The sequence below is a fragment of the Coleofasciculus sp. F4-SAH-05 genome (genome assembly GCF_040222985.1).
Lineage (GTDB): Bacteria > Cyanobacteriota > Cyanobacteriia > Cyanobacteriales > Coleofasciculaceae > Coleofasciculus > Coleofasciculus chthonoplastes.
In genome coordinates, this window is record NZ_JAVKBY010000246.1 from 25688 (window position 1) to 44187 (window position 18500).

Sequence of the window (18500 nt, forward strand, 5' to 3'; positions counted from 1 at the left end):
TATAGAACTCTCTTTTTTATAAATTGTAGAGACGCGCCATGGCGCGTCTCTACAGGTTGGGAATCTAGTCGAATTAGCCAGAGATTCCTGATGCTGTTGGTATTTGGGAATCTGAACGGTTTGCTCCCAAGCGCGATCGCACTTCCAAATACACCAGCAAAGCGTTAATATCCGCTGGATTCACCCCACCAATGCGAGAAGCTTGCCCAATCGTCAGGGGTTTAACCTGGGATAGTTTCTCGCGAGATTCCTTAGATAAGGTATCAATGGCATCATAATCCAGATCTATTGGCAATCGTCGCTGGCTTTGACGAGACACTTGATCAATCTGATTTTGCTGACGTTGCAGATATCCGGCATATTTGATATCAATTTCCGCACCGTCTCGTTCAGCTTGATTGAGACTGGAGTTTCCTAATCCGTAGTGATCCAAATTGGTATAGTGGAATTTGGGACGACGCAGCAATTCAGCCAGGGTAATCGAACCCTTAATCCGTTGCTGAGTATCCGACGCGATCGCAACACCTAATTCCTCATGTTCCTTAATCCGTACTGTCTGGAGTCGTTCCTTCTCCGCCGCAATATTCGCTTGTTTTTCAGTATACAGTTGCCAACGGCGGTTCTCAATTAAGCCAATCTCTCGCCCCAAGGGAGTCAGACGGCGATCAGCATTATCGGAACGCAGGAGTAACCGATACTCGGAACGACTGGTTAGCATCCGGTAGGGTTCTCGCAAATCTTTCGTACATAAATCATCAATTAATGTACCGATATAGCTTTCCTCACGGGGAAACACCAACATCTCTTGATGTCGCACATAGCGTACCGCATTAATCCCCGCCACAATCCCCTGGGCGGCGGCTTCTTCATATCCCGTCGTCCCATTAATTTGTCCGGCGCAAAATAGCCCCTCTACTTTTTTCGTCATTAATGTGGGAAAACACTGAGTTGCGGGCAGATAATCATACTCCACCGCATAAGCTGGACGTAGCATGGAACAGTTTTCCAATCCAGGGAGCGATCGCAACATTTGCAACTGTAGCTTCTCTGGTAATCCTGTGGAGAATCCTTGGATATAGAGTTCGGGAATGTCTCGCCCTTCCGGTTCAATAAAGATCTGGTGGCTTGGCTTATCCGCAAACCGGACAATTTTATCTTCAATACTAGGACAGTAACGGGGTCCTTTTGCATCCACCCAACCCCCATAAACCGGAGATAAATGCAGATTGTCCCGAATCAACTGATGCGTTTGTGCCGTGGTACGGGTAATATAACAATTCATCTGTTCCCGTTCCACCCACACCTCTGGATCAAAGCTGAACCAAGATACCGCTTCATCCCCAGGTTGAGGTTCCATCTTACTGTAATCCACCGATCGCTTATCCACCCGCGCTGGAGTTCCCGTCTTCAAGCGTCCCGTTTCAAACCCCAGTCGGTTCAGGGTTTCCGTCAATCCCACCGCTGCAAATTCCCCAGCGCGTCCAGCGGACATTGACTTATTTCCCACCCAAATACATCCACCCAGGAACGTTCCTGTAGTTAATATAACCGCAGGGGCTTGGAATGCTACACCAAAATAAGTCTGAACACCGATAACCTGATCATTCGCACCCAGGACTAAATCCGTCACCATCCCTTCCCGGATAACCAAATTCTCCTGGTTCTCAACAATCCGTTTCATCACCGCCGCATATTCCCGCTTATCGGTTTGCGCCCGTAACGCCCAAACTGCAGGTCCGCGCGACTGATTTAATACCCGCTTTTGGAGATAGGTTCGGTCTGCCATCTTACCAATTTCTCCCCCCAAAGCGTCTACCTCGTGGGCGAGTTGGGATTTAGCTGGCGCACCCACAGCGGGGTTACAGGGTTGCCAAGCAATTTTATCTAAGTTCAGCGTAAGTAGCATAGTGCGACATCCCAGACGGGCGGCGGCTAGTGCAGCTTCGCAGCCAGAATGTCCAGCACCGACAACGATGACATCAAAAGCGTCTTGGAAATCTACGGGGGAATGTGTGGTCATGATTAGTGTTTGAGTGACAAGGACTCATGGTTCATTTTACCGAATTCCCTGGTAGAGATGTGCCATGGCGCATCTCTACTGTTTTACCGTTATCGTCATGCAACGTAGGGGCACCATCCTTGCGCCCTTAACTTGATTCTGCGAGAAGTCTCCCGCCATAATCTACGATTTGTCATTTTGAGCTAATGCAAAGAGCTGGAATGTCTGCTGATGATTTCCCTGAGGACGTGGATTAAGGTGGGTTGAGCGAAGTCGAAACCCACCCTACGGTATATGAAAGGTTTCGGCGATTTTTGATGCAAATTTTCAGTGCTATTCTGGTAATAAAAATCAGTAAAATTGTATTACAATAAATTCACTTAAATCAGGTCAAGGATGAGAATTGAGGAGTGACTAAAATGAGCGAATATGATTCGCCATGGAAGGAAAGCATTTCGCTATATTTTCGGGAGTTTTTGAGTTTTTTCTATCCACGCATAGAAGAGGACATCGATTGGAAACGAGGATTTGAATTTTTAGACACTGAGTTACAACAGATCAAGCGAGAGACAGAAACGGGTAGGAGAGATGCGGATAAGTTGGTGAAAGTCTGGCGTCGTAGCGGGGAGGAGCAATGGGTTCTTGTCCATGTAGAGGTGCAATCACAGCGTCAAAGCGAGTTTAGTGAGCGGATGTACCTGTATCACAGCCGGATTTTCGATAGGTATCGTCGCAGTGTGGTGAGTTTGGGAATACTCGGCGATGAGCAACCGGGTTGGCGCCCCAGTCGGTATGAGCGTGAATTGTGGGGGTGTCGGGCAATACTGGAATTTCCAGTGGTGAAACTGCTAGATTACAGTATGGATGAGCTTGCGAGTAGTCAAAACCCATTGGCGGCGATAGTACAGGCGCACCTTTCTGCCCAAGTTGCCGGGAAAAATGTTGGGGTTGGATATGAAAGCAAGCTGTCTCTGATTAAGAGTTTATATGAGCGGGGGTATGGGCGAGAGGATATCGTTCAATTATTTCGATTAATCGATTGGTTTATTGCCTTACCGAAGAGAGAAGAGGATCGATTGTGGCAAGAGATACAAACGTTAGAAGAGGAGAGAAAAATGCCTTATATTACCAGTGTTGAACGAATCGGAATCAGGAAGGGGTTACAGCAAGGACAACAAGGAGCTATTATTCGTATACTTGAAGTGCGGCTTAAAAATATTCCGCAGAAATTGAGAACATTAATTGGGAAGATAGACAATCTTGAGGTGCTAGAGACTCTTTTGGTTCAGGCGGTGACAACTCAATCCTTAGACGCATTTGAATCTGTGGTGAATCAATATGTTACAGAGGAGGAATCGGGATTGGATAACACAGAGCTGAGTTCAGGTGAAGAGGTGAATGAGACGTAAACAAAGAGTTGGGTTTTATTGAGTAATAATTTATTGGGTGGGCATTGCCCACCAGCCTTAAATCAATGACATTCTTCTTACTCTTCAGGTAAGCGAACCTGATCCAGCAGCTAATAGCACTCCCACAATAGAACCTAAAGCATTTGCCCGTTTGAACAACTCCGTGTCAGACATTTTTCTTCATCCAAATGGATGAGCTTGCGAGTAGTCAAAACCCATTGGCGGCGATAGTACAGGCGCACCTTTCTGCCCAAGTTGCCGGGAAAGATGTTGGGGTTGGATATGAAAGCAAGCTGTCTCTGATTAAGAGTTTATATGAGCGTGGGTATGGGCGAGAGGATATCGTTCAATTATTTCGATTAATCGATTGGTTTATTGCCCTACCGAAGAGAGAAGAGGATCGATTGTGGCAAGAGATACAAACGTTAGAAGAGGAGAGAAAAATGCCTTACATTACCAGTGTTGAACGAATTGGAATCAGGAAGGGACAACAAGGAGCAATTATTCGTATTCTTGAAGTTCGGTTTAAAAATATTCCGCAGAAATTGAGAGAAGCAATTGGAAAAATCGAAGCTCTTGAGGTGCTAGGTACTCTTCTGGTTCAGGCGGTGACAACTCAATCATTAGAGGCATTTGAATCTGTGGCGAATCAATTGATTACAGAGGCGGGATTGGAATTGGAGAACACAGAGCCGAGTTCGGGTGAAGAGGTGAATGAGACGTAAGTAAACAGAAGCTATTGCCTATCATTCCAACGGAAACCTATTTAACTATTCTTTAAATAAACAGTAAAAATCCACGACTGTAATAGTCGTGGATTTTGCAACTGAGGTTCTCTTCTAGTTCTGCCGAAGCAATGCTTTTTGTTATCCCAAATCCCAAGCGTTAAGAGGAATTAAAAAACTTTATTCGCTGGTGCTGTGCTACTCGTAATAATTTTGGGATAAAATCATCTTGCGTTAACGACAGGTGGATGATGGGTAAACGTTAGCTTACAGCTAGTGCTGTCAGAATTAGGACATTAACGAATAGAATCGCGATCGCCCCTTGCAAGGCATAGCGGCGCTGTTTTTCACTATTAGGATATTCAGCATAATATACAGGGGTTTCGATCGCGTAGTTGTTCAGTTGTCCATCTTGGTTGATTGTGGTGTACATCTGAATCTTTCTCCTCTGTGTTTTTTCTCTCTGTTGTTTATAACTTTAACGAAGGTCTTTACAGAAAAGCAATAGATATGCTATCGGATCTTGTTCTGCTTTTTATAAGATGAGCTTATCAAAAGTTACCCGGGTTATATGCCTAGGCAATAATACCGACTTAACTCCATCACAGACAGTTTTCCCCTAGAACTTCTCCATTGCCATTCATCAAAAGACTGGACTTTGCGTCTGCTAAGATAGATCAGCCACAGTTAGATTCACCGTTCTACTGCAAAGATGGACAACACACTGAACAGGCTTCGCCGCCTGAAACGAATTATGGGTTACCGTGTCGAGGATACAATCAGACACTTATCCAACAACGTGAGTCCGTCAGAAATAGTTAATCAAAAGGAAATTAGAGTAGTTGGCTTAAAACGGAGTGGAAATCATGCCATTATCAACTGGATCAGAAAACAACACCACGGTGAAGTATGGCATTTGAATAAGATTCCCGTAAAAAGAAATCCATACCGTTTCTTGTATGAACATTATCCCAAAGAAAAATTAAAACAGGAAGCCAAAGGTAATTTCACCAAAAAAGACTGTTTAATCTATAGCTATGAAGATCATGCGCTTGAGCAAATCACTGACAATGAGTTTGAGAGAAAAAGTGAACTGTACTTGGGTGAAAGTGCAATCAAATACGACGTAATTATCTTAAGAGATCCTTTCAATATGCTGGCAAGCCGATTTAAAAAGGGATATATGAAAGTAAAATGTCCTGATAGAACATTAGTTGAACTGTGGATATCATACGCTCAAGAATTATTGGGAGAAACGCAGTTTTTGAAAAATCATAAAATTGTGGTTAATTATAATCAGTGGTTTATCGATGTGGACTATCGCCAGCAATTAGCCAAGCAACTTAATATCAAGTTTTCTGATGCAGGTTTTAATGAGGTAAAAGGTCAAGGTGGTGGGAGTTCTTTCGACGGACTTATATTTCGGGGGAAAGCGGCTGAAATGGATGTTCTTAATCGATGGAAAGTCTTTGCTGATCAGCCACAATATCAAAAACTCATTGATAATGCAGAACTTCGAGACTATTCAGAACGAATCTTTGGTCATATTCCCGGAACGGAACGCTATTTCTAATAGATTTCCTTATTGGAGCATCTTACCGGACAGGTGTTCTAGAGTTACCTGCGCCGAAAATTCATGCCAACCATTATCCGCCAAGGGTTTAAGCGGCTTTTCATCTAGTCAGGGAGTAAAGATTAACTCAAACTTTACGAATACCTTGCCAAAGGTTAACCCTTTCACCCCGATAAAGGGAGTAAGATTAATGAAGATTTCTTAGGGGTGGATTATGAATAGATTTCCTGGCTACTCGCATCCATTACAACGGCACATTCGCAATCATACCCTTCATTGGGTTTCGCCAAAATCCGGTCAAACGCACAACAGCAAAAATCAACTCCCAGACTTAAACGTTTCCCCAGAAATCCCAAAATCGCTTGAGTAGGGGAGATAAGAGAAATAGGGTCGGCTGAATAAGTGCTGTGGTAAGGGGGAGCGGGGGAAGCTGGGGGAGCTGGGGGAGCAAGGGTACATTTTCCTGATACATTCCTAGAAACCGGGTTTCTCGTTAGGATGACAACGCCATATCAACCTTTGAGCCAAAGGAACCCGGTTTCTTGACCGATGTCCTAGATACAAAATTCCCTAAACCCGCCCCGACAAACCCGGTTTCACTCTTCAGCGCGTTGGCTCAAAAAATCTGTAACTATTCAACCCAATGTCTGGTTAATTCCTGAATATAAGGAAGAATAATCTTCATCCGCTAACCCAGCGTCTTTCGCCTTCTCAACCACCTGGCGCACACCCGCCAAACTACTCGCATCTAACCCTTCTGCTTTGGCTTCACTAAGGAATAAATTAATATCTTTAAGTAAATGTTTTAGGGGAAAATTGGGATCAGCAAAATTACTGTCTTGCATCCGATTTAACTTCTTATCAAATTTAATGCATCCTGGCAACTATCGGATAGTGCCACCTGTCGAATCGCATTCGCATCCGCCAACATTAAAATAACGCAATCGGCAGCCGCGATCGCATCCGCCGCAGAATCAGTTGTTTCGGCACCGGCATTCCTGAGAGGTTCTAGCTTAGACGAGGTGCGATTGTACGCCACGACTGGTATTTTCGCATCCAGTAACCGTTGCGCCATGGGTTGTCCCATTAATCCTGTACCGAGAAATCCTACCTTAACCATAGATTTGTCTTTAGGTTGACGACATCAAAACACTCCCTTGCAATCTTGCAGCCACTGCTTGACTCTGACACCTATCTGTTGAGGGATTTCTTTATTTCTGAACAAATGACATAAGACTAATGACAATTACCCTTTCCACCAACGCTCCTCTTGCACGAGTGTATGCATTTGCCAATTCGGATCAGGTTGAGGATAATCTAAGCGGTAATGTCCGCCGCGACTTTCTGTCCGAAACAGGGCGCTTTTCAAAATTAAGTAAGCTATATCTAATAAGTTAGATGTTTCTCCCCAAGTTCGCACTAGGTAATCGGCATTCGGGACATCAAGTTGAACTGTCTTATGTGGCGTTAAATCCCGTAACTGTTGGCTTAAAGGCAATGTAGCAAATTCAGACTGCCAGACTTCCACCTGCGCGATCGCACGTTCTAACTTTTGTGCCGATCGACAAATCCCAGCACTCTGCCAGACTAAACGTTTTAACTGATCTTGCATCACCAGCATTTTATCGGTTTTAGTGGCTTCATCAGATAAGGTTAATGGAGAAATAGAACCCAATTCCTGAGTCAATATCGATCGATCTGGTGTTAATTCCCTCAACTGAGCGCCAAATACAATACATTCCAATAGCGAATTACTGGCTAGACGATTCGCACCATGAACACCTGTATTTGCCGTTTCACCCACGGCATATAAATTAGGAATAGAGGTACATGTGATTAAATCCGTAGCAATTCCCCCCATCCAATAATGGGCGGCGGGGGCGACAGGAATCATATCCCGAAATACATCAACTCCCCATTGCTGGCAAACTTGGATAATATTCGGAAATCGGTGGCGAATCCGATCATCAGGAATGGGGCGCAAATCTAAATAAACATGACTGGTGGCTGGATCAGGTTTAGTTTTCTGTAAATGACTAAAAATCGCTCGACTCACCACATCTCTAGGCGCAAGTTCGCCATCAGGATGATACTCAAAAGCAAAACGGTGTCCCTGATCATCCACTAGATGCGCCCCTTCTCCCCGCACCGCTTCGCTGATCAGAAAATGAGGCGCTCCCGGTTTGGTTAACGCTGTGGGATGAAATTGGACAAATTCCAAGTCTTTGAGAATCGCACCCGCCCGCCACGCGATCGCAACTCCATCTCCGGTACTGACATCGGGATTCGTTGTCTGGGCAAAAACTTGACCGCCGCCTCCTGTGGCGAGGACAACCGCACCCGCCCGTATCCAACTGATTTTACCTTGATACATGAGTTGGACACCCTGACAATGACCTGTTTCAGGATTCAGCCAGACAGATAAAGCAAATGCCTGCTGAATCACTGTAATATTAGATTGGCGCAAGACTAAGGCAGTAAGCGTACTCACTACCGCCCGCCCTGTGGTATCTGCCGCATGGAGAACCCGGGGACGAGAATGAGCCGCTTCTAAGGTTAACGCTAACTGCTCCCCCCGTCGATCAAACGTCACCCCCATCTCCACTAACGAGCGAATGCGATCGGGCGCTTGTTGAGCCAGAAACGTCACAGCATCAGCATCACAAAGACCCGCCCCTGCCCGAAGTGTATCCTCAACATGCAACACTGGGGAATCTCCGGGGGCAATAGCCGCCGCAATACCGCCCTGCGCCCAGTCACTAGCACCGATGGATAGAGTATCTTTGGTTATCAGTGCAACATTTAAGCGATCGGGTAGACAGAGGGCGGCATAAAGTCCAGCCGCGCCAGCACCTACAACGACGACATCAAACTGGGTTGGCTGATGGAGTGGCGATTGAGAATTGTCAGGAACAGAAATCATAGTTAGTCCAAATATAGTCAAATATTTGAGGAGACATGGGAATCTTCACCTCCCCAAGGGCAATGTAGAGACGCGCCATGGCGCGTCTCTACACCGGACAGGTTTTCATCCCTCTACCCTCTGTCATCTGCCTTGATCCTTGTGTAAAAAATAACCCACCCCCAACAGGAGTGGGTTGAACTAGGAATTTCCTGGATTATCCGAGTTTAGTAGACGCCGGGATTGTAGCGGTCGTCACCTTCGTTGTAAACGTCCGCTGTATCGGTCACAGTGAATGCATCCAGATTGTCTTTTAGCACCTGCTTTTGCCGATCAGTCAATCCGGGAATCTCCAGCACTTCCTCTACATCGTCGTAGGGAGCATTCTGAATGATCAATGATGCTAACGTCGGGAACATCCCCCGATACTTACGAAACGCTCGGATATGAGTATTGTTCAAATCCAGCTTTTGACCATACTCTGTTTCCAGCTTGGCATCGGCTGGATTGCGTAGAGTCGTCTCAGCCAGTAACATCGGGGACCCATTCTGGATCGCGTTACTCAAAGACACGCCCGGAGTCCAGGACATTGGTGCTGCGATCGCGCTTTGGCAGAATCCCAACCATCCTAAGCAGCTCACTAACAGTCCCCATACCACTAACACACGAACCAATCGTTTCATTAACTCTCCTCCTTACTCAGACACATTGAAGACCAAGACAGAACTGCCGTTCTACAACACTTGGACAAAGCTAGACAATATTGGATCTTCTTCGACATCATCCGGATTGCTTCCTGTTTCACTCTGGCGGTGTCGGCACTCAACCAGTCCACAGGCTTAACATCGGACGGAACTCGCCCTACTTAAAATCTGTATTTGTTTTCTATCCTCTCATGAAAAATGCTAAATAGTTCTAAAAGTCTACCGGAAAACCGGGGTTTTGTGGGAAGATTAAAAATTGTCTCTGTTGACGAAAGAATCAGGAAATTAGCTATGGCTCTGCGATTAGGCGACACTGTTCCCAACTTCACGCAATCCTCTAGTGAAGGCGAAATCAACTTCTATGACTGGGCAGGGGATAGCTGGGTCGTGTTATTCTCCCACCCAGCTGACTATACACCCGTTTGCACCACAGAGTTAGGCGAGGTTGCCAAGCTCAAACCCGAATTCGACAAGCGCAATGCTAAAGTCATCGCCTTGAGTGTTGACGATGCGGAGTCTCATCAGGGTTGGATTCAAGACATCAACGAAACCCAGAATACGACCGTCAACTACCCGGTTTTGGCAGATGCGGATAAAAAGGTGTCTGATCTGTACGACATGATTCATCCCAACGCCAATGCTAGTGTTACGGTACGCACCGTCTTTGTCATTGACCCCCAGAAAAAACTGCGCCTGACCATCACCTATCCTCCCAGCACCGGTCGCAACTTTGACGAAATCTTGCGGGTGATTGACTCCCTACAGCTTACGGATCACCATCAGGTTGCCACTCCTGTGAATTGGAAAGATGGGGATGAGTGCGTAATTGTCCCCTCTCTGAAAGACCCAGAGGTTTTAAAAGAAAAATTCCCCAAAGGTTACACCGAAGTCAAGCCTTACCTGCGGATGACCCCTCAACCCAACAAGTAACGGTTAAGGTAGTGGCGTGGCGCAGCCCTCACTCCATAGTTAAAAAGTAGGGGAAGCAGGGGGAGCAGGGGAAGCAGGGGGAGCAGGGGAAGCGGTGTAGAGACGTAGCAGGCTACGTCTGGAAGCAGGGGGAGTTCCTCCTGTAGGGGCGGGTTTTACCGATAAGGTTTTGGCACAAACTAATAACTTGACTAAACCCGCCCTTCTCTGGGAACAGGGGAGGTACAGAAAAAGGACAATAAAGCAGCAACCTTGTAAAGCAAATGGATATTAAAGACGGCTTTGTCGGCACAGTAGGGAATACACCTCTGATTCGATTAAATAGCTTCAGCGCAGAAACAGGCTGTGAAATCCTGGGAAAAGCTGAGTTTCTTAATCCTGGCGGTTCTGTCAAAGACCGCGCCGCCCTCTATATTATTCAAGATGCTGAAGATAAAGGGTTACTCAAGCCTGGTGGTACAGTTGTTGAGGGAACGGCTGGTAATACGGGTATTGGTTTAGCGCATATTTGCAACGCGAAGGGATATAAGTGCCTAATTATCATTCCCGAAACTCAATCCCAAGAGAAAATGGATGCATTAAGGACGCTAGGTGCCGAAGTGCGTCCGGTTCCGGCTGTGCCGTATAAAAACCCCAATAATTACGTTAAGCTATCGGGACGAACTGCCGAAGAGATGGAGAATGCAATTTGGGCAAATCAGTTTGATAATTTAGCCAATCGACAGGCACATTACGAAACCACGGGACCCGAAATTTGGCAACAAACTGATGGTAAAGTGGATGCTTGGGTGGCGGCGACAGGGACAGGGGGAACATTCGCTGGGGTGTCTATGTTTCTGAAAGAAAAGAATCCCCAGATTAAATCGATTGTGGCTGACCCGATGGGGAGTGGGTTGTACAGTTACGTGAAGACGGGCGAAATTAACACAGAAGGGAATTCTATTACTGAAGGGATTGGGAACAGCCGAATTACTGCCAATATGCAAGGCGTTCCCATTGATGATGCGATTCAAATTGATGACAAAGAAGCGGTGCGGGTGATTTACCAACTGCTGGAAAAAGATGGTTTATTCATGGGTGGTTCTGTGGGAATTAATGTCGGTGCAGCCGTAGCTTTAGCCAAAGAAATGGGACCCGGACATACAATTGTTACGGTGCTTTGTGATAGCGGTTCGCGTTATCAATCGCGGCTTTACAATCGGGAGTGGTTGGCGCAAAAGGGGCTGTTACCTGAACGTTAGTGGTACATCATCACATCTGTAGAGACGTTGCATGCAACGTCTCTACAATTGCTGGATTAGCGGGAATGGTGCGTTACGCTGCGCTAACACACCCTACAGATAGAGACTGTGCGTAAGTCTTAAGTAAGCAATCATTTTGTCCCTTGGGTGAAGCGTTGCACTGTCAATTGGATGGCTAAAGCCACCAAGCCAACAGCCACAAGACTAAAGACAGCCGTGGCGAGAGTACTGATTCCCACAACTAAAGTACGAACCGCGATCGCAATATTAATCGCCGTCACATTCCCAGAGGGTAGAGGCTTATTCGCTAAGGATTGGGCAATAGCGGTTGTCAGCCAGTATCCCGCGATCGCCAGAGAACCGGATATCAAGGCTGAAATTAAGCAGCGCAAGGGAGTCGGCGGTGTTTGTTCGGTAGTTGTGGGTTGGTTATCGGGATTAGTGGTCATGAATCTGATATCTAGGGTTTCATCCTTTATTTATTATGAGTGATTTGCCGGACATCACATTACCCTGTAGAGACGTAGCATGCTACGTCTCTACTTTGTCATAAATATCTGCCAGGGTTATTTGGAATGAGAAAGAGTTGAGAGAAACGATTTCATCGGCATCATCATACTCATAAAATATCCAGCGTTTTCGCTCAGTTTTTAAATAGTACTCAATGTGCATCGTGTATTGGTCAATTAAGAGATATTCCTGAAAGCTGGGAATCGTTCGATAGGCGGCAAATTTTGCATCTTTGTCATAGCTTCGGGTGGATTCTGACAACACTTCAGCAATAATCAAAGGATTAGTAATCGTGTCTCGCCGTCCTTCTTGAAATTGCAATTCACCCTGAACGACCATGATATCAGGATAGGTGTAGAGGCGTTTTCGAGGAATCCAGAGGCGTTGATCGGTGACAAATACTCGATAAGGTTGACGCTTGAGTGCAAAATTCAGTGCCGCGTAAAAGTTGCCAGCAATTTGATTATGATTAGGGGTTCCGCCAGTCATCAGGACAATTTCGCCATTAATGAATTCATGTCGGTTTTCTGAGTTAACTTCAAACTCCAAGTAGTCTTCAAGAGTATAAATCTTTTTGTCTTCAGCTTGCATAATCATTTTATTTAATCTCCCAAGTGTTTGACGTTTAATTATGTCTACTTGCTTACATCGACGTTTTCTTAATCCTATCCCACAATAAAACCCATTTCGACAGACTATTCTGGAGATTCTGGCGAACTGGCGTATCACTGTCAACGAAAGCGAAAATTTAAGTGAACTGGATCAGGAATTGTCGAGTGCGATCGCGCCGATGTTACAGTTACCTCCTCAAGAGTTAACTTCCCTGCTGATTACCCTTTCTCGTGAGCAATTGTTAGAACGGTTGGGATAGTTGTTTAGAAGTCATAAGTTATCGAGCAAAAATTTTAGTATTCTGTGTTACATTGTTCAGGGAGTTTACAATTGGATCGATTACTGAATTGGGTTTCTCGTGTTGCTGCGCTACGCTAATTAAAGTTATTTCGATTCCCCGGTTCTGATCAGCAGACGACAAGGTATCGATAATTGAGACCGATAGCCGATCGCTTTCCCATCGAGGACATCTCTCAAACGTCAGTAACGAGGTTACCGTGCAGCTAAAACAAGTGATTATCGCCCACAAAGCCAGAGACTCCCAAGGTCAAGCTTGGGCGGAAAAATGCGCTCGGCAATTGGAACAACGCGGTTGTCATGTCCTGATTGGACCAAGTAGTGCTAAGGATAATCCCTATCCTGTGTTTTTGGCATCCGTGATGCACAACATTGATCTGGCGGTGGTGCTGGGAGGAGATGGCGCCGCCTTAGCCGCCGCACGACACCTCGCCCCTGACGGTATCCCGATTTTGGCGATTAATATTGGCGGACATCTGGGATTTCTGACCGAACCCTTTGAAGCGTTCAAAGATACCGAACGGATATGGGATCGGATTAGCGAAGATCGCTATGCTGTGCAGCGACGCATGATGATCGAAGCCTATTTGTTTGAAGGGGATTCCCGCCAGGATAACTTGGCGACAGATACCAATCTCGAACCGATCAGCGATCGCTATTTGGCGCTGAATGAAATGTGCGTCAAACCCGCCTCAGCCGATCGCATGATTACCTCGATTCTGGAAATGGAAATTGACGGAGAAGTCGTCGATCAGTATCAAGGGGATGGATTGATTGTCTCCACACCAACCGGTTCCACCTGCTATACCTTATCTGCCAATGGTCCAATTCTCCATGATGGTATGGAAGCGATCGCGGTGACGCCGATTTGCCCCTTAAGTCTATCTAGTCGCCCCTTAGTCTTACCTGCGGGTTCCATCGTCAGCATTTGGCCCCTCGGCGATTATGAACTCAACACCAAGCTGTGGATGGATGGGGTAATGGCAACCCCGATTTGGCCCGGACAACGGGTGGATGTGCGTAAGGCAGATTGCTATGCTAAGTTTATTGTTCTCCGCGAAAATAATTCCTACTATAAAACTTTACGGGAAAAACTCCAGTGGGCGGGGGCAAGATTTCATTACAGTAATAATCACCGACATTAATTGATGTAGAGACGTAGCATGCTACGTCTGAATTTTGAATGTGTAGGGGCGGGTTTTACTACTATCGTTTCTAACCTAACCCAGATGTAACTAAACCCGCCCCGATCTAATTTTGAGTCACTATCGTCGTTTTTGAGACAGACACTGCAATGCTGAAAATCCAATAACCACTTCGCTTGTTTACTGAGAATTTGTAGTATTTCTTCTAGATTTAAGGAGCGGTTAATGGAATTAGAAATTTCATTGACTGCGGCAATTCGGGACGAATCGCCATGGATTTGAATAAATTGGGTATCATACCAAATCCCAATTCGGCACTAATTTCGGCGTAGGTATCTTGGACGAGGGGATGGGTGATCTGATGTGCGTCTTGCAGGGGAAATTGTGCCATAATTACCTCAAAAATGGTTGCGTTTAGGTAATACCATGTATTACGCTGGATTGAGTTCTCCTTTCACCTGTTCTGGGTTGGCAAGAGAGGACGTACTCCTGGGTAAAAACCAAGTGACGGGGTTCATGGTAATGACCAATCAACCCGGAACGATGAACGGTAAATTTCAGTAAATGCCCCTAAAACGCTCGTCAAATTCCTGCGGTTCTCTGGTGCATTGCCGGAATTGACTAGAGTAAGGATAATAAAACTCTAACCATAAATATCAGTTCTGGGGTTAATTGTCTACCCAAAAGCTAGCGAAACATAATGATGATTTCACAAACCGAGTATCGCCAACGCCGCGAACAGTTGATGAGTCAGATTGGTAAGGGGACGGCTGTCTTCCGCAGCGCCCCGGTTGCGGTGATGCATAATGATGTGGAATATAATTTTCGTCAGGATAGTGATTTCTTTTATCTGACGGGGTTTAATGAAGCTGAAGCCGTGGCGGTGTTAGCGCCGCACCATCCTGAACACCGCTTTGTCCTGTTTGTCCAACCTAAAGATCCAGAGAAGGAGGTTTGGACAGGGTATCGGACGGGGGTTGATGGGGCGAAAGAACGCTACGGTGCAGATGAGGCGTATCCGATTACGGAACTGGATGAGAAGTTACCTCAGTATTTAGAGAAGGCAGATCGGATTTATTATCAGTTAGGGCGCGATCGCGAGTTTAATCAAACCGTTCTCACCCATTGGCAAAGGTTGATGCGGACCTATCCTAAGCGGGGAACGGGTCCGATGGCGATTGAGTCCACGAATCCACTGCTTCAGAAGATGCGCTTGGTGAAGAGTCCCACTGAGTTGCAGATGATGCGCCAAGCCGTAGCGATTTCCGTAGATGCTCATAATCATGCCCGCAAATTTGCCCAAGCGGGATGTTATGAGTACCAAATTCAGGCGGAAATCGAATATATGTTTCGCCAACGGGGGGCGTTAGGTCCAGCCTATCCGTCGATTGTGGCGTCGGGGGTGAATAGTTGTATTCTGCATTATGTGGAAAATACGCGCCAGATGGAAGCTGGGGATTTGCTGTTAATTGATGCCGGCTGTGCCTATCAGTATTACAATGCCGATATTACCCGCACCTTTCCCATTGGGGGCAAATTTAGCGAGAACCAACGGATTATTTATGAGTTGGTGTTGAAGGCGCAGCAAGACGCGATCGCACAAGTGCAACCGGGAAAGCCCTATAATCTATTTCACGATACCGCCGTGCGCGTATTGGTGGAAGGATTAATGGATTTGGGTTTACTGGCGGGAGATATTGAGGAAATTATTAAGGAGGAGAAATATAAACCTTTTTATATGCATCGGACTGGACATTGGTTAGGGTTAGATGTTCATGATTCTGGGGTATATAAGAATGGGGAAGAATCCTGGCAAACCTTTGAACCGGGTCAAGTGGTGACAGTGGAACCGGGATTGTATATTGGCTTAGATATTAAACCAGTAGAAGGTCAACCTGAGATTCCTGAACGTTGGCGCGGGATTGGTGTCAGGATTGAGGATGATGTTTTGGTTACTGAGTCGGGGAATGAGGTGTTAACGGCTGGAGTTCCCAAATTGGTAGATGAGATGGAAAGCTAGAAGGGTAATTATTTCACCCAAATCCGGGGTGTAGGGGGGGGTTTAGGGACTTTGATCGCGGTGTTACCGATAACTTTTGTGGCAAAACCCGCCCAGTAGTATTATTTCCTATAGTTTCAGTCCCCTTGCGGGGATTTAGTTGGTGGAAACTCCACCATCTGAAACATCGGCTGCACGAGGATTTTAGCGAGGATTTTCGTAAGTCGAGGTTCTGCTGCTGATATTCAATCATACAGGAAACTTGCCCTTAAGCCAAACAACTTAGCTCCCTTGGCGGGATACGGTTGTCAGTGCGCTCCCCCTAGTGAGTGGGAAGACAGGCGTTCCGTCAGGTGATGAAGGGGTTTTAGTTGAGGATTTCGGGTAGCGCGATCGCATCTGGGTAATTTTCCAGGATTGACGGTGGAGCCGCGTTTAGGGTAGCTTGTCATAACTTATAATAAAAATGTACTCTACTAGAGTAATTTCGATGTCTGGGGATATTGTTTTTAGCTTTAATGACATAAAAACCACTCAGGCGGCGGCTTTCCTGATCAAGCTTCATGGTCAGCCTTCGATGAGTTATTTGGGGCTGCTCAAAATGCTCTACATCAGTGATCGCCGATCTCTACAATATAGTGGCTATCCTATTACAGGTGATAGTTTTGTTTCGATGAAGTATGGACCCGTGTTGACCCGTATTTATGACTATGTGAAGCCAAATGGCGGTTTTACCAGTTCTGAATATTGGTCAGAATACATCGCCACAGTTCCCGCCCCCCATGAGCCTAATAAAAAAGTATTTGTGACTTTAATTGCTGACCCCGGTGATGATGAGCTTTCTCTGGCTGAAGAAGAAATTATGGAGGCAGTTTATCAAGAATTTGGTCATCTCAATGCTTTTGATGTGGCTGAGTGGACTCACTCACTTCCAGAATGGATAAATCCACAGGAAAAAGGTCAAAAAGTTGTTGATATTAAAGTTGTGGATCTACTTCAGTATCTAAAAAAAACTGATGACGAAATTCAGCGTATAAAAGAAATTGCTGATCGAGAACGCTATTTAGATGGGGTTCTAAATGGCTGATTTATCAATTAATTTGGGTGATATTTTCCTTTTGGACACGGGGGGTCAAAAAAATCATTGGTATATTGCGATCGCTCCCCTTTCTTCCGATGAATTTTTGTTTATAAATATATCAACTTGGTATGAAGGCAGTAGTGATAATGATGGAACTTGTATCTTAAAACCAGCGGCAAGAATGCCTGGATTTATTAATCGAAAATCATTTCTTGCCTATAAATTTGCGAGGTCTTACACCGCCGAGCAACTGGAAAAACTCATCGTGCCAAATTCTGACATTCCCTATGATACGCTTGAGCCTCAGATTTTAAGACGTGTTCAAAGAGAGAGTCTAAATGCTAGAAACTTAAAGAAAAAGTATCTTAATGCTCTAAGGGCTTATCTGGGAGTTTCTTAAGTTACTTTACTTCACCGACGTGCGCCCAATTTCAACAGCAGGCGCCCATTTTAACAGTAAAATCTATTCCACAATTTTAGCTGTGTCAGTCCAGTAGGGTGGGTTAGGTAGATATTTCATGAGGAAAATCACCCTTTAATGTAATATTTCCGCCGTAACCCACCAACAATTAGACGGGTAGAACTGTAAGACGTCCCCTTGCGGGGAAGAGGTGAAAGACGACTCAACAGTTGAGTCAACTTCTAGAGGCGTGTTTCCATCCCCTTGCGGGGTAAGTTTATCAAGCGATTACCGCTTGCGGAAACTTAACTCCTCTAGCCAAATCAAACATAACCGTACTGGGTCGAAAAGTCAAGTTGGTATCAACTCAAAACAGCAGTATGAATTCGGGGAGAGTGGTAGCATGTCAGCGACTCTCCCCAGTGAGGTAGGATGCTTACCCTGATATCATCCAGATATGTCTAGTCGTTTTTGTCAGACTCCGGCTTAACTTGCTCCACATCGAAATTGTTGACCAACAAGCCAAGGCGGTTACTCATATCCAAGTTCTGCCAAAGTTGGACAACGTTATTAGCGCCAACGATGAGCGCTGAGAAAATTGCCGCCAGTATCTGAAGTTTCCGCAAATGCTTCCAAGAACAAAAGGATTTTTTAGGTTGGAAATTTGCGTGGTTTTGCGTCTGCTTCGAGTGTTTCAGGTTTTCTTTGAACTTATCCGTCAAAACCAACGGGTGTAGATTATTGTCCGGTACGTCATCTTGGAGCGTAAAGTCATGACCATCCGGTGATGGGTGTGCAGATAAATCTAATTCGGCTAAACCTGCTACAGGGTCAGCCACCAATGACTTCGAGTCTTTTTGCATTGTTCGTTACCTATTGTTAAATACGCCAGCTAGAAGTTGCTTGCAACAGTTGAGTCGGTTTTGAGTGCTTATTCAGACATCTTTCCTCCCGAATATGTATCAATTTTTAC

The 18500-nt window shown here is 45.6% G+C and carries 19 protein-coding genes and 1 pseudogene; 10 read left to right on the forward strand and 10 right to left on the reverse strand.

The window, feature by feature from the left end:
* Positions 1-73: 73 nt before the first annotated feature.
* On the reverse strand, positions 74-2020 hold the full coding sequence (gene mnmG / locus RIG27_RS29940; RefSeq protein ID WP_446350751.1) for a tRNA uridine-5-carboxymethylaminomethyl(34) synthesis enzyme MnmG: 1947 nt from the start codon (positions 2018-2020) through the stop codon (positions 74-76).
* 398 nt (positions 2021-2418) lie between these two features.
* Here mnmG and RIG27_RS29945 point away from each other — a divergent pair, with 398 nt between their 5' ends.
* Together RIG27_RS29945 and RIG27_RS29950 are read left to right on the forward strand one after the other, a co-directional pair.
* Positions 2419-3408 (forward strand): transposase, encoded by a 990-nt coding sequence (locus tag RIG27_RS29945; RefSeq protein ID WP_446350752.1) that lies wholly within the window; start codon positions 2419-2421, stop codon positions 3406-3408.
* 188 nt (positions 3409-3596) lie between these two features.
* The gene (locus RIG27_RS29950) at positions 3597-4133 is read left to right on the forward strand and encodes a hypothetical protein (RefSeq protein ID WP_446350753.1); all 537 of its coding nucleotides are present in this window, start codon (positions 3597-3599) and stop codon (positions 4131-4133) included.
* A 262-nt stretch (positions 4134-4395) separates the two neighbouring features.
* Here RIG27_RS29950 and psb34 read toward each other — a convergent pair whose 3' ends face one another.
* Complete coding sequence (psb34, locus tag RIG27_RS29955; protein WP_446350754.1) at positions 4396-4566, reverse strand: photosystem II assembly protein Psb34; 171 nt, start codon at positions 4564-4566, stop codon at positions 4396-4398.
* Between the two features lie 279 nt (positions 4567-4845).
* Here psb34 and RIG27_RS29960 point away from each other — a divergent pair, with 279 nt between their 5' ends.
* Entirely contained in the window at positions 4846-5706 is an 861-nt protein-coding gene (locus RIG27_RS29960; RefSeq protein ID WP_446350755.1) for a hypothetical protein, read from the forward strand.
* A gap of 635 nt (positions 5707-6341) precedes the next feature.
* Here the strand turns inward: RIG27_RS29960 and RIG27_RS29965 are convergent.
* From RIG27_RS29965 to psbU, 3 genes and pseudogenes are all read right to left on the reverse strand, one after another.
* Positions 6342-6826: pseudogene (locus RIG27_RS29965) on the reverse strand (NAD(P)-binding domain-containing protein).
* Between the two features lie 126 nt (positions 6827-6952).
* Positions 6953-8629, reverse strand: coding sequence for an L-aspartate oxidase (gene nadB, locus RIG27_RS29970; RefSeq protein WP_446350756.1), 1677 nt, complete (start codon positions 8627-8629; stop codon positions 6953-6955).
* Between the two features lie 206 nt (positions 8630-8835).
* Positions 8836-9291 (reverse strand): photosystem II complex extrinsic protein PsbU, encoded by a 456-nt coding sequence (gene psbU, locus RIG27_RS29975; protein ID WP_446350757.1) that lies wholly within the window; start codon positions 9289-9291, stop codon positions 8836-8838.
* A gap of 312 nt (positions 9292-9603) precedes the next feature.
* Between psbU and RIG27_RS29980 the strand changes: the two genes are divergently transcribed.
* Both RIG27_RS29980 and RIG27_RS29985 read left to right on the forward strand, forming a co-directional pair.
* Positions 9604-10242 carry a peroxiredoxin gene (locus RIG27_RS29980; protein WP_446342849.1) on the forward strand — a complete coding sequence of 213 codons (639 nt, stop codon included), beginning with the start codon at positions 9604-9606 and terminating at the stop codon, positions 10240-10242.
* A gap of 263 nt (positions 10243-10505) precedes the next feature.
* Positions 10506-11483, forward strand: coding sequence for a cysteine synthase A (locus RIG27_RS29985; protein ID WP_446350758.1), 978 nt, complete (start codon positions 10506-10508; stop codon positions 11481-11483).
* A 131-nt stretch (positions 11484-11614) separates the two neighbouring features.
* Here the strand turns inward: RIG27_RS29985 and RIG27_RS29990 are convergent, their stop codons facing one another.
* Together RIG27_RS29990 and RIG27_RS29995 are read right to left on the reverse strand one after the other, a co-directional pair.
* On the reverse strand, positions 11615-11932 hold the full coding sequence (locus RIG27_RS29990) for a DUF3082 domain-containing protein (protein WP_006104000.1): 318 nt from the start codon (positions 11930-11932) through the stop codon (positions 11615-11617).
* Positions 11933-12014: 82 nt separating this feature from the next.
* Positions 12015-12590, reverse strand: coding sequence for a Uma2 family endonuclease (locus tag RIG27_RS29995; RefSeq protein WP_446342845.1), 576 nt, complete (start codon positions 12588-12590; stop codon positions 12015-12017).
* Positions 12591-13102: 512 nt separating this feature from the next.
* Between RIG27_RS29995 and RIG27_RS30000 the strand changes: the two genes are divergently transcribed.
* The gene (locus RIG27_RS30000) at positions 13103-14047 is read left to right on the forward strand and encodes an NAD(+) kinase (protein WP_446350759.1); all 945 of its coding nucleotides are present in this window, start codon (positions 13103-13105) and stop codon (positions 14045-14047) included.
* Positions 14048-14258: 211 nt separating this feature from the next.
* Here the strand turns inward: RIG27_RS30000 and RIG27_RS30005 are convergent, their stop codons facing one another.
* On the reverse strand, positions 14259-14438 hold the full coding sequence (locus tag RIG27_RS30005) for a hypothetical protein (RefSeq protein ID WP_446350760.1): 180 nt from the start codon (positions 14436-14438) through the stop codon (positions 14259-14261).
* A gap of 35 nt (positions 14439-14473) precedes the next feature.
* Here RIG27_RS30005 and RIG27_RS30010 point away from each other — a divergent pair, with 35 nt between their 5' ends.
* Both RIG27_RS30010 and RIG27_RS30015 read left to right on the forward strand, forming a co-directional pair.
* The gene (locus tag RIG27_RS30010) at positions 14474-14611 is read left to right on the forward strand and encodes a hypothetical protein (protein ID WP_446350761.1); all 138 of its coding nucleotides are present in this window, start codon (positions 14474-14476) and stop codon (positions 14609-14611) included.
* 139 nt (positions 14612-14750) lie between these two features.
* Complete coding sequence (locus RIG27_RS30015; protein ID WP_446350777.1) at positions 14751-16067, forward strand: aminopeptidase P N-terminal domain-containing protein; 1317 nt, start codon at positions 14751-14753, stop codon at positions 16065-16067.
* A 287-nt stretch (positions 16068-16354) separates the two neighbouring features.
* Here RIG27_RS30015 and RIG27_RS30020 read toward each other — a convergent pair whose 3' ends face one another.
* The gene (locus tag RIG27_RS30020; protein WP_446350762.1) at positions 16355-16498 is read right to left on the reverse strand and encodes a hypothetical protein; all 144 of its coding nucleotides are present in this window, start codon (positions 16496-16498) and stop codon (positions 16355-16357) included.
* 38 nt (positions 16499-16536) lie between these two features.
* Here RIG27_RS30020 and RIG27_RS30025 point away from each other — a divergent pair, with 38 nt between their 5' ends.
* Together RIG27_RS30025 and RIG27_RS30030 are read left to right on the forward strand one after the other, a co-directional pair.
* Complete coding sequence (locus RIG27_RS30025) at positions 16537-17133, forward strand: Panacea domain-containing protein (RefSeq protein ID WP_446342833.1); 597 nt, start codon at positions 16537-16539, stop codon at positions 17131-17133.
* Positions 17126-17527 carry a hypothetical protein gene (locus RIG27_RS30030; protein WP_446350763.1) on the forward strand — a complete coding sequence of 134 codons (402 nt, stop codon included), beginning with the start codon at positions 17126-17128 and terminating at the stop codon, positions 17525-17527. The genes RIG27_RS30025 and RIG27_RS30030 overlap by 8 nt, the downstream gene beginning before the upstream one ends.
* Before the next feature lie 461 nt (positions 17528-17988).
* On the opposite strand, the gene RIG27_RS30035 is transcribed toward RIG27_RS30030, so the two are convergent.
* The gene (locus RIG27_RS30035; protein ID WP_446350764.1) at positions 17989-18390 is read right to left on the reverse strand and encodes a hypothetical protein; all 402 of its coding nucleotides are present in this window, start codon (positions 18388-18390) and stop codon (positions 17989-17991) included.
* Between the last annotated feature and the right edge of the window lie 110 nt (positions 18391-18500).

Coding starts and splice junctions, on each gene's coding strand:
- mnmG (WP_446350751.1), bottom strand. CDS start 2,020: ATGACCACACATTCCCCCGTAGATTTCCAAGACGCTTTTGATGTCATC.
- RIG27_RS29945 (WP_446350752.1), top strand. CDS start 2,419: ATGAGCGAATATGATTCGCCATGGAAGGAAAGCATTTCGCTATATTTT.
- RIG27_RS29950 (WP_446350753.1), top strand. CDS start 3,597: ATGGATGAGCTTGCGAGTAGTCAAAACCCATTGGCGGCGATAGTACAG.
- psb34 (WP_446350754.1), bottom strand. CDS start 4,566: ATGTACACCACAATCAACCAAGATGGACAACTGAACAACTACGCGATC.
- RIG27_RS29960 (WP_446350755.1), top strand. CDS start 4,846: ATGGACAACACACTGAACAGGCTTCGCCGCCTGAAACGAATTATGGGT.
- nadB (WP_446350756.1), bottom strand. CDS start 8,629: ATGATTTCTGTTCCTGACAATTCTCAATCGCCACTCCATCAGCCAACC.
- psbU (WP_446350757.1), bottom strand. CDS start 9,291: ATGAAACGATTGGTTCGTGTGTTAGTGGTATGGGGACTGTTAGTGAGC.
- RIG27_RS29980 (WP_446342849.1), top strand. CDS start 9,604: ATGGCTCTGCGATTAGGCGACACTGTTCCCAACTTCACGCAATCCTCT.
- RIG27_RS29985 (WP_446350758.1), top strand. CDS start 10,506: ATGGATATTAAAGACGGCTTTGTCGGCACAGTAGGGAATACACCTCTG.
- RIG27_RS29990 (WP_006104000.1), bottom strand. CDS start 11,932: ATGACCACTAATCCCGATAACCAACCCACAACTACCGAACAAACACCG.
- RIG27_RS29995 (WP_446342845.1), bottom strand. CDS start 12,590: ATGATTATGCAAGCTGAAGACAAAAAGATTTATACTCTTGAAGACTAC.
- RIG27_RS30005 (WP_446350760.1), bottom strand. CDS start 14,438: ATGGCACAATTTCCCCTGCAAGACGCACATCAGATCACCCATCCCCTC.
- RIG27_RS30010 (WP_446350761.1), top strand. CDS start 14,474: ATGTATTACGCTGGATTGAGTTCTCCTTTCACCTGTTCTGGGTTGGCA.
- RIG27_RS30015 (WP_446350777.1), top strand. CDS start 14,751: ATGATTTCACAAACCGAGTATCGCCAACGCCGCGAACAGTTGATGAGT.
- RIG27_RS30020 (WP_446350762.1), bottom strand. CDS start 16,498: ATGACAAGCTACCCTAAACGCGGCTCCACCGTCAATCCTGGAAAATTA.
- RIG27_RS30025 (WP_446342833.1), top strand. CDS start 16,537: ATGTCTGGGGATATTGTTTTTAGCTTTAATGACATAAAAACCACTCAG.
- RIG27_RS30030 (WP_446350763.1), top strand. CDS start 17,126: ATGGCTGATTTATCAATTAATTTGGGTGATATTTTCCTTTTGGACACG.
- RIG27_RS30035 (WP_446350764.1), bottom strand. CDS start 18,390: ATGCAAAAAGACTCGAAGTCATTGGTGGCTGACCCTGTAGCAGGTTTA.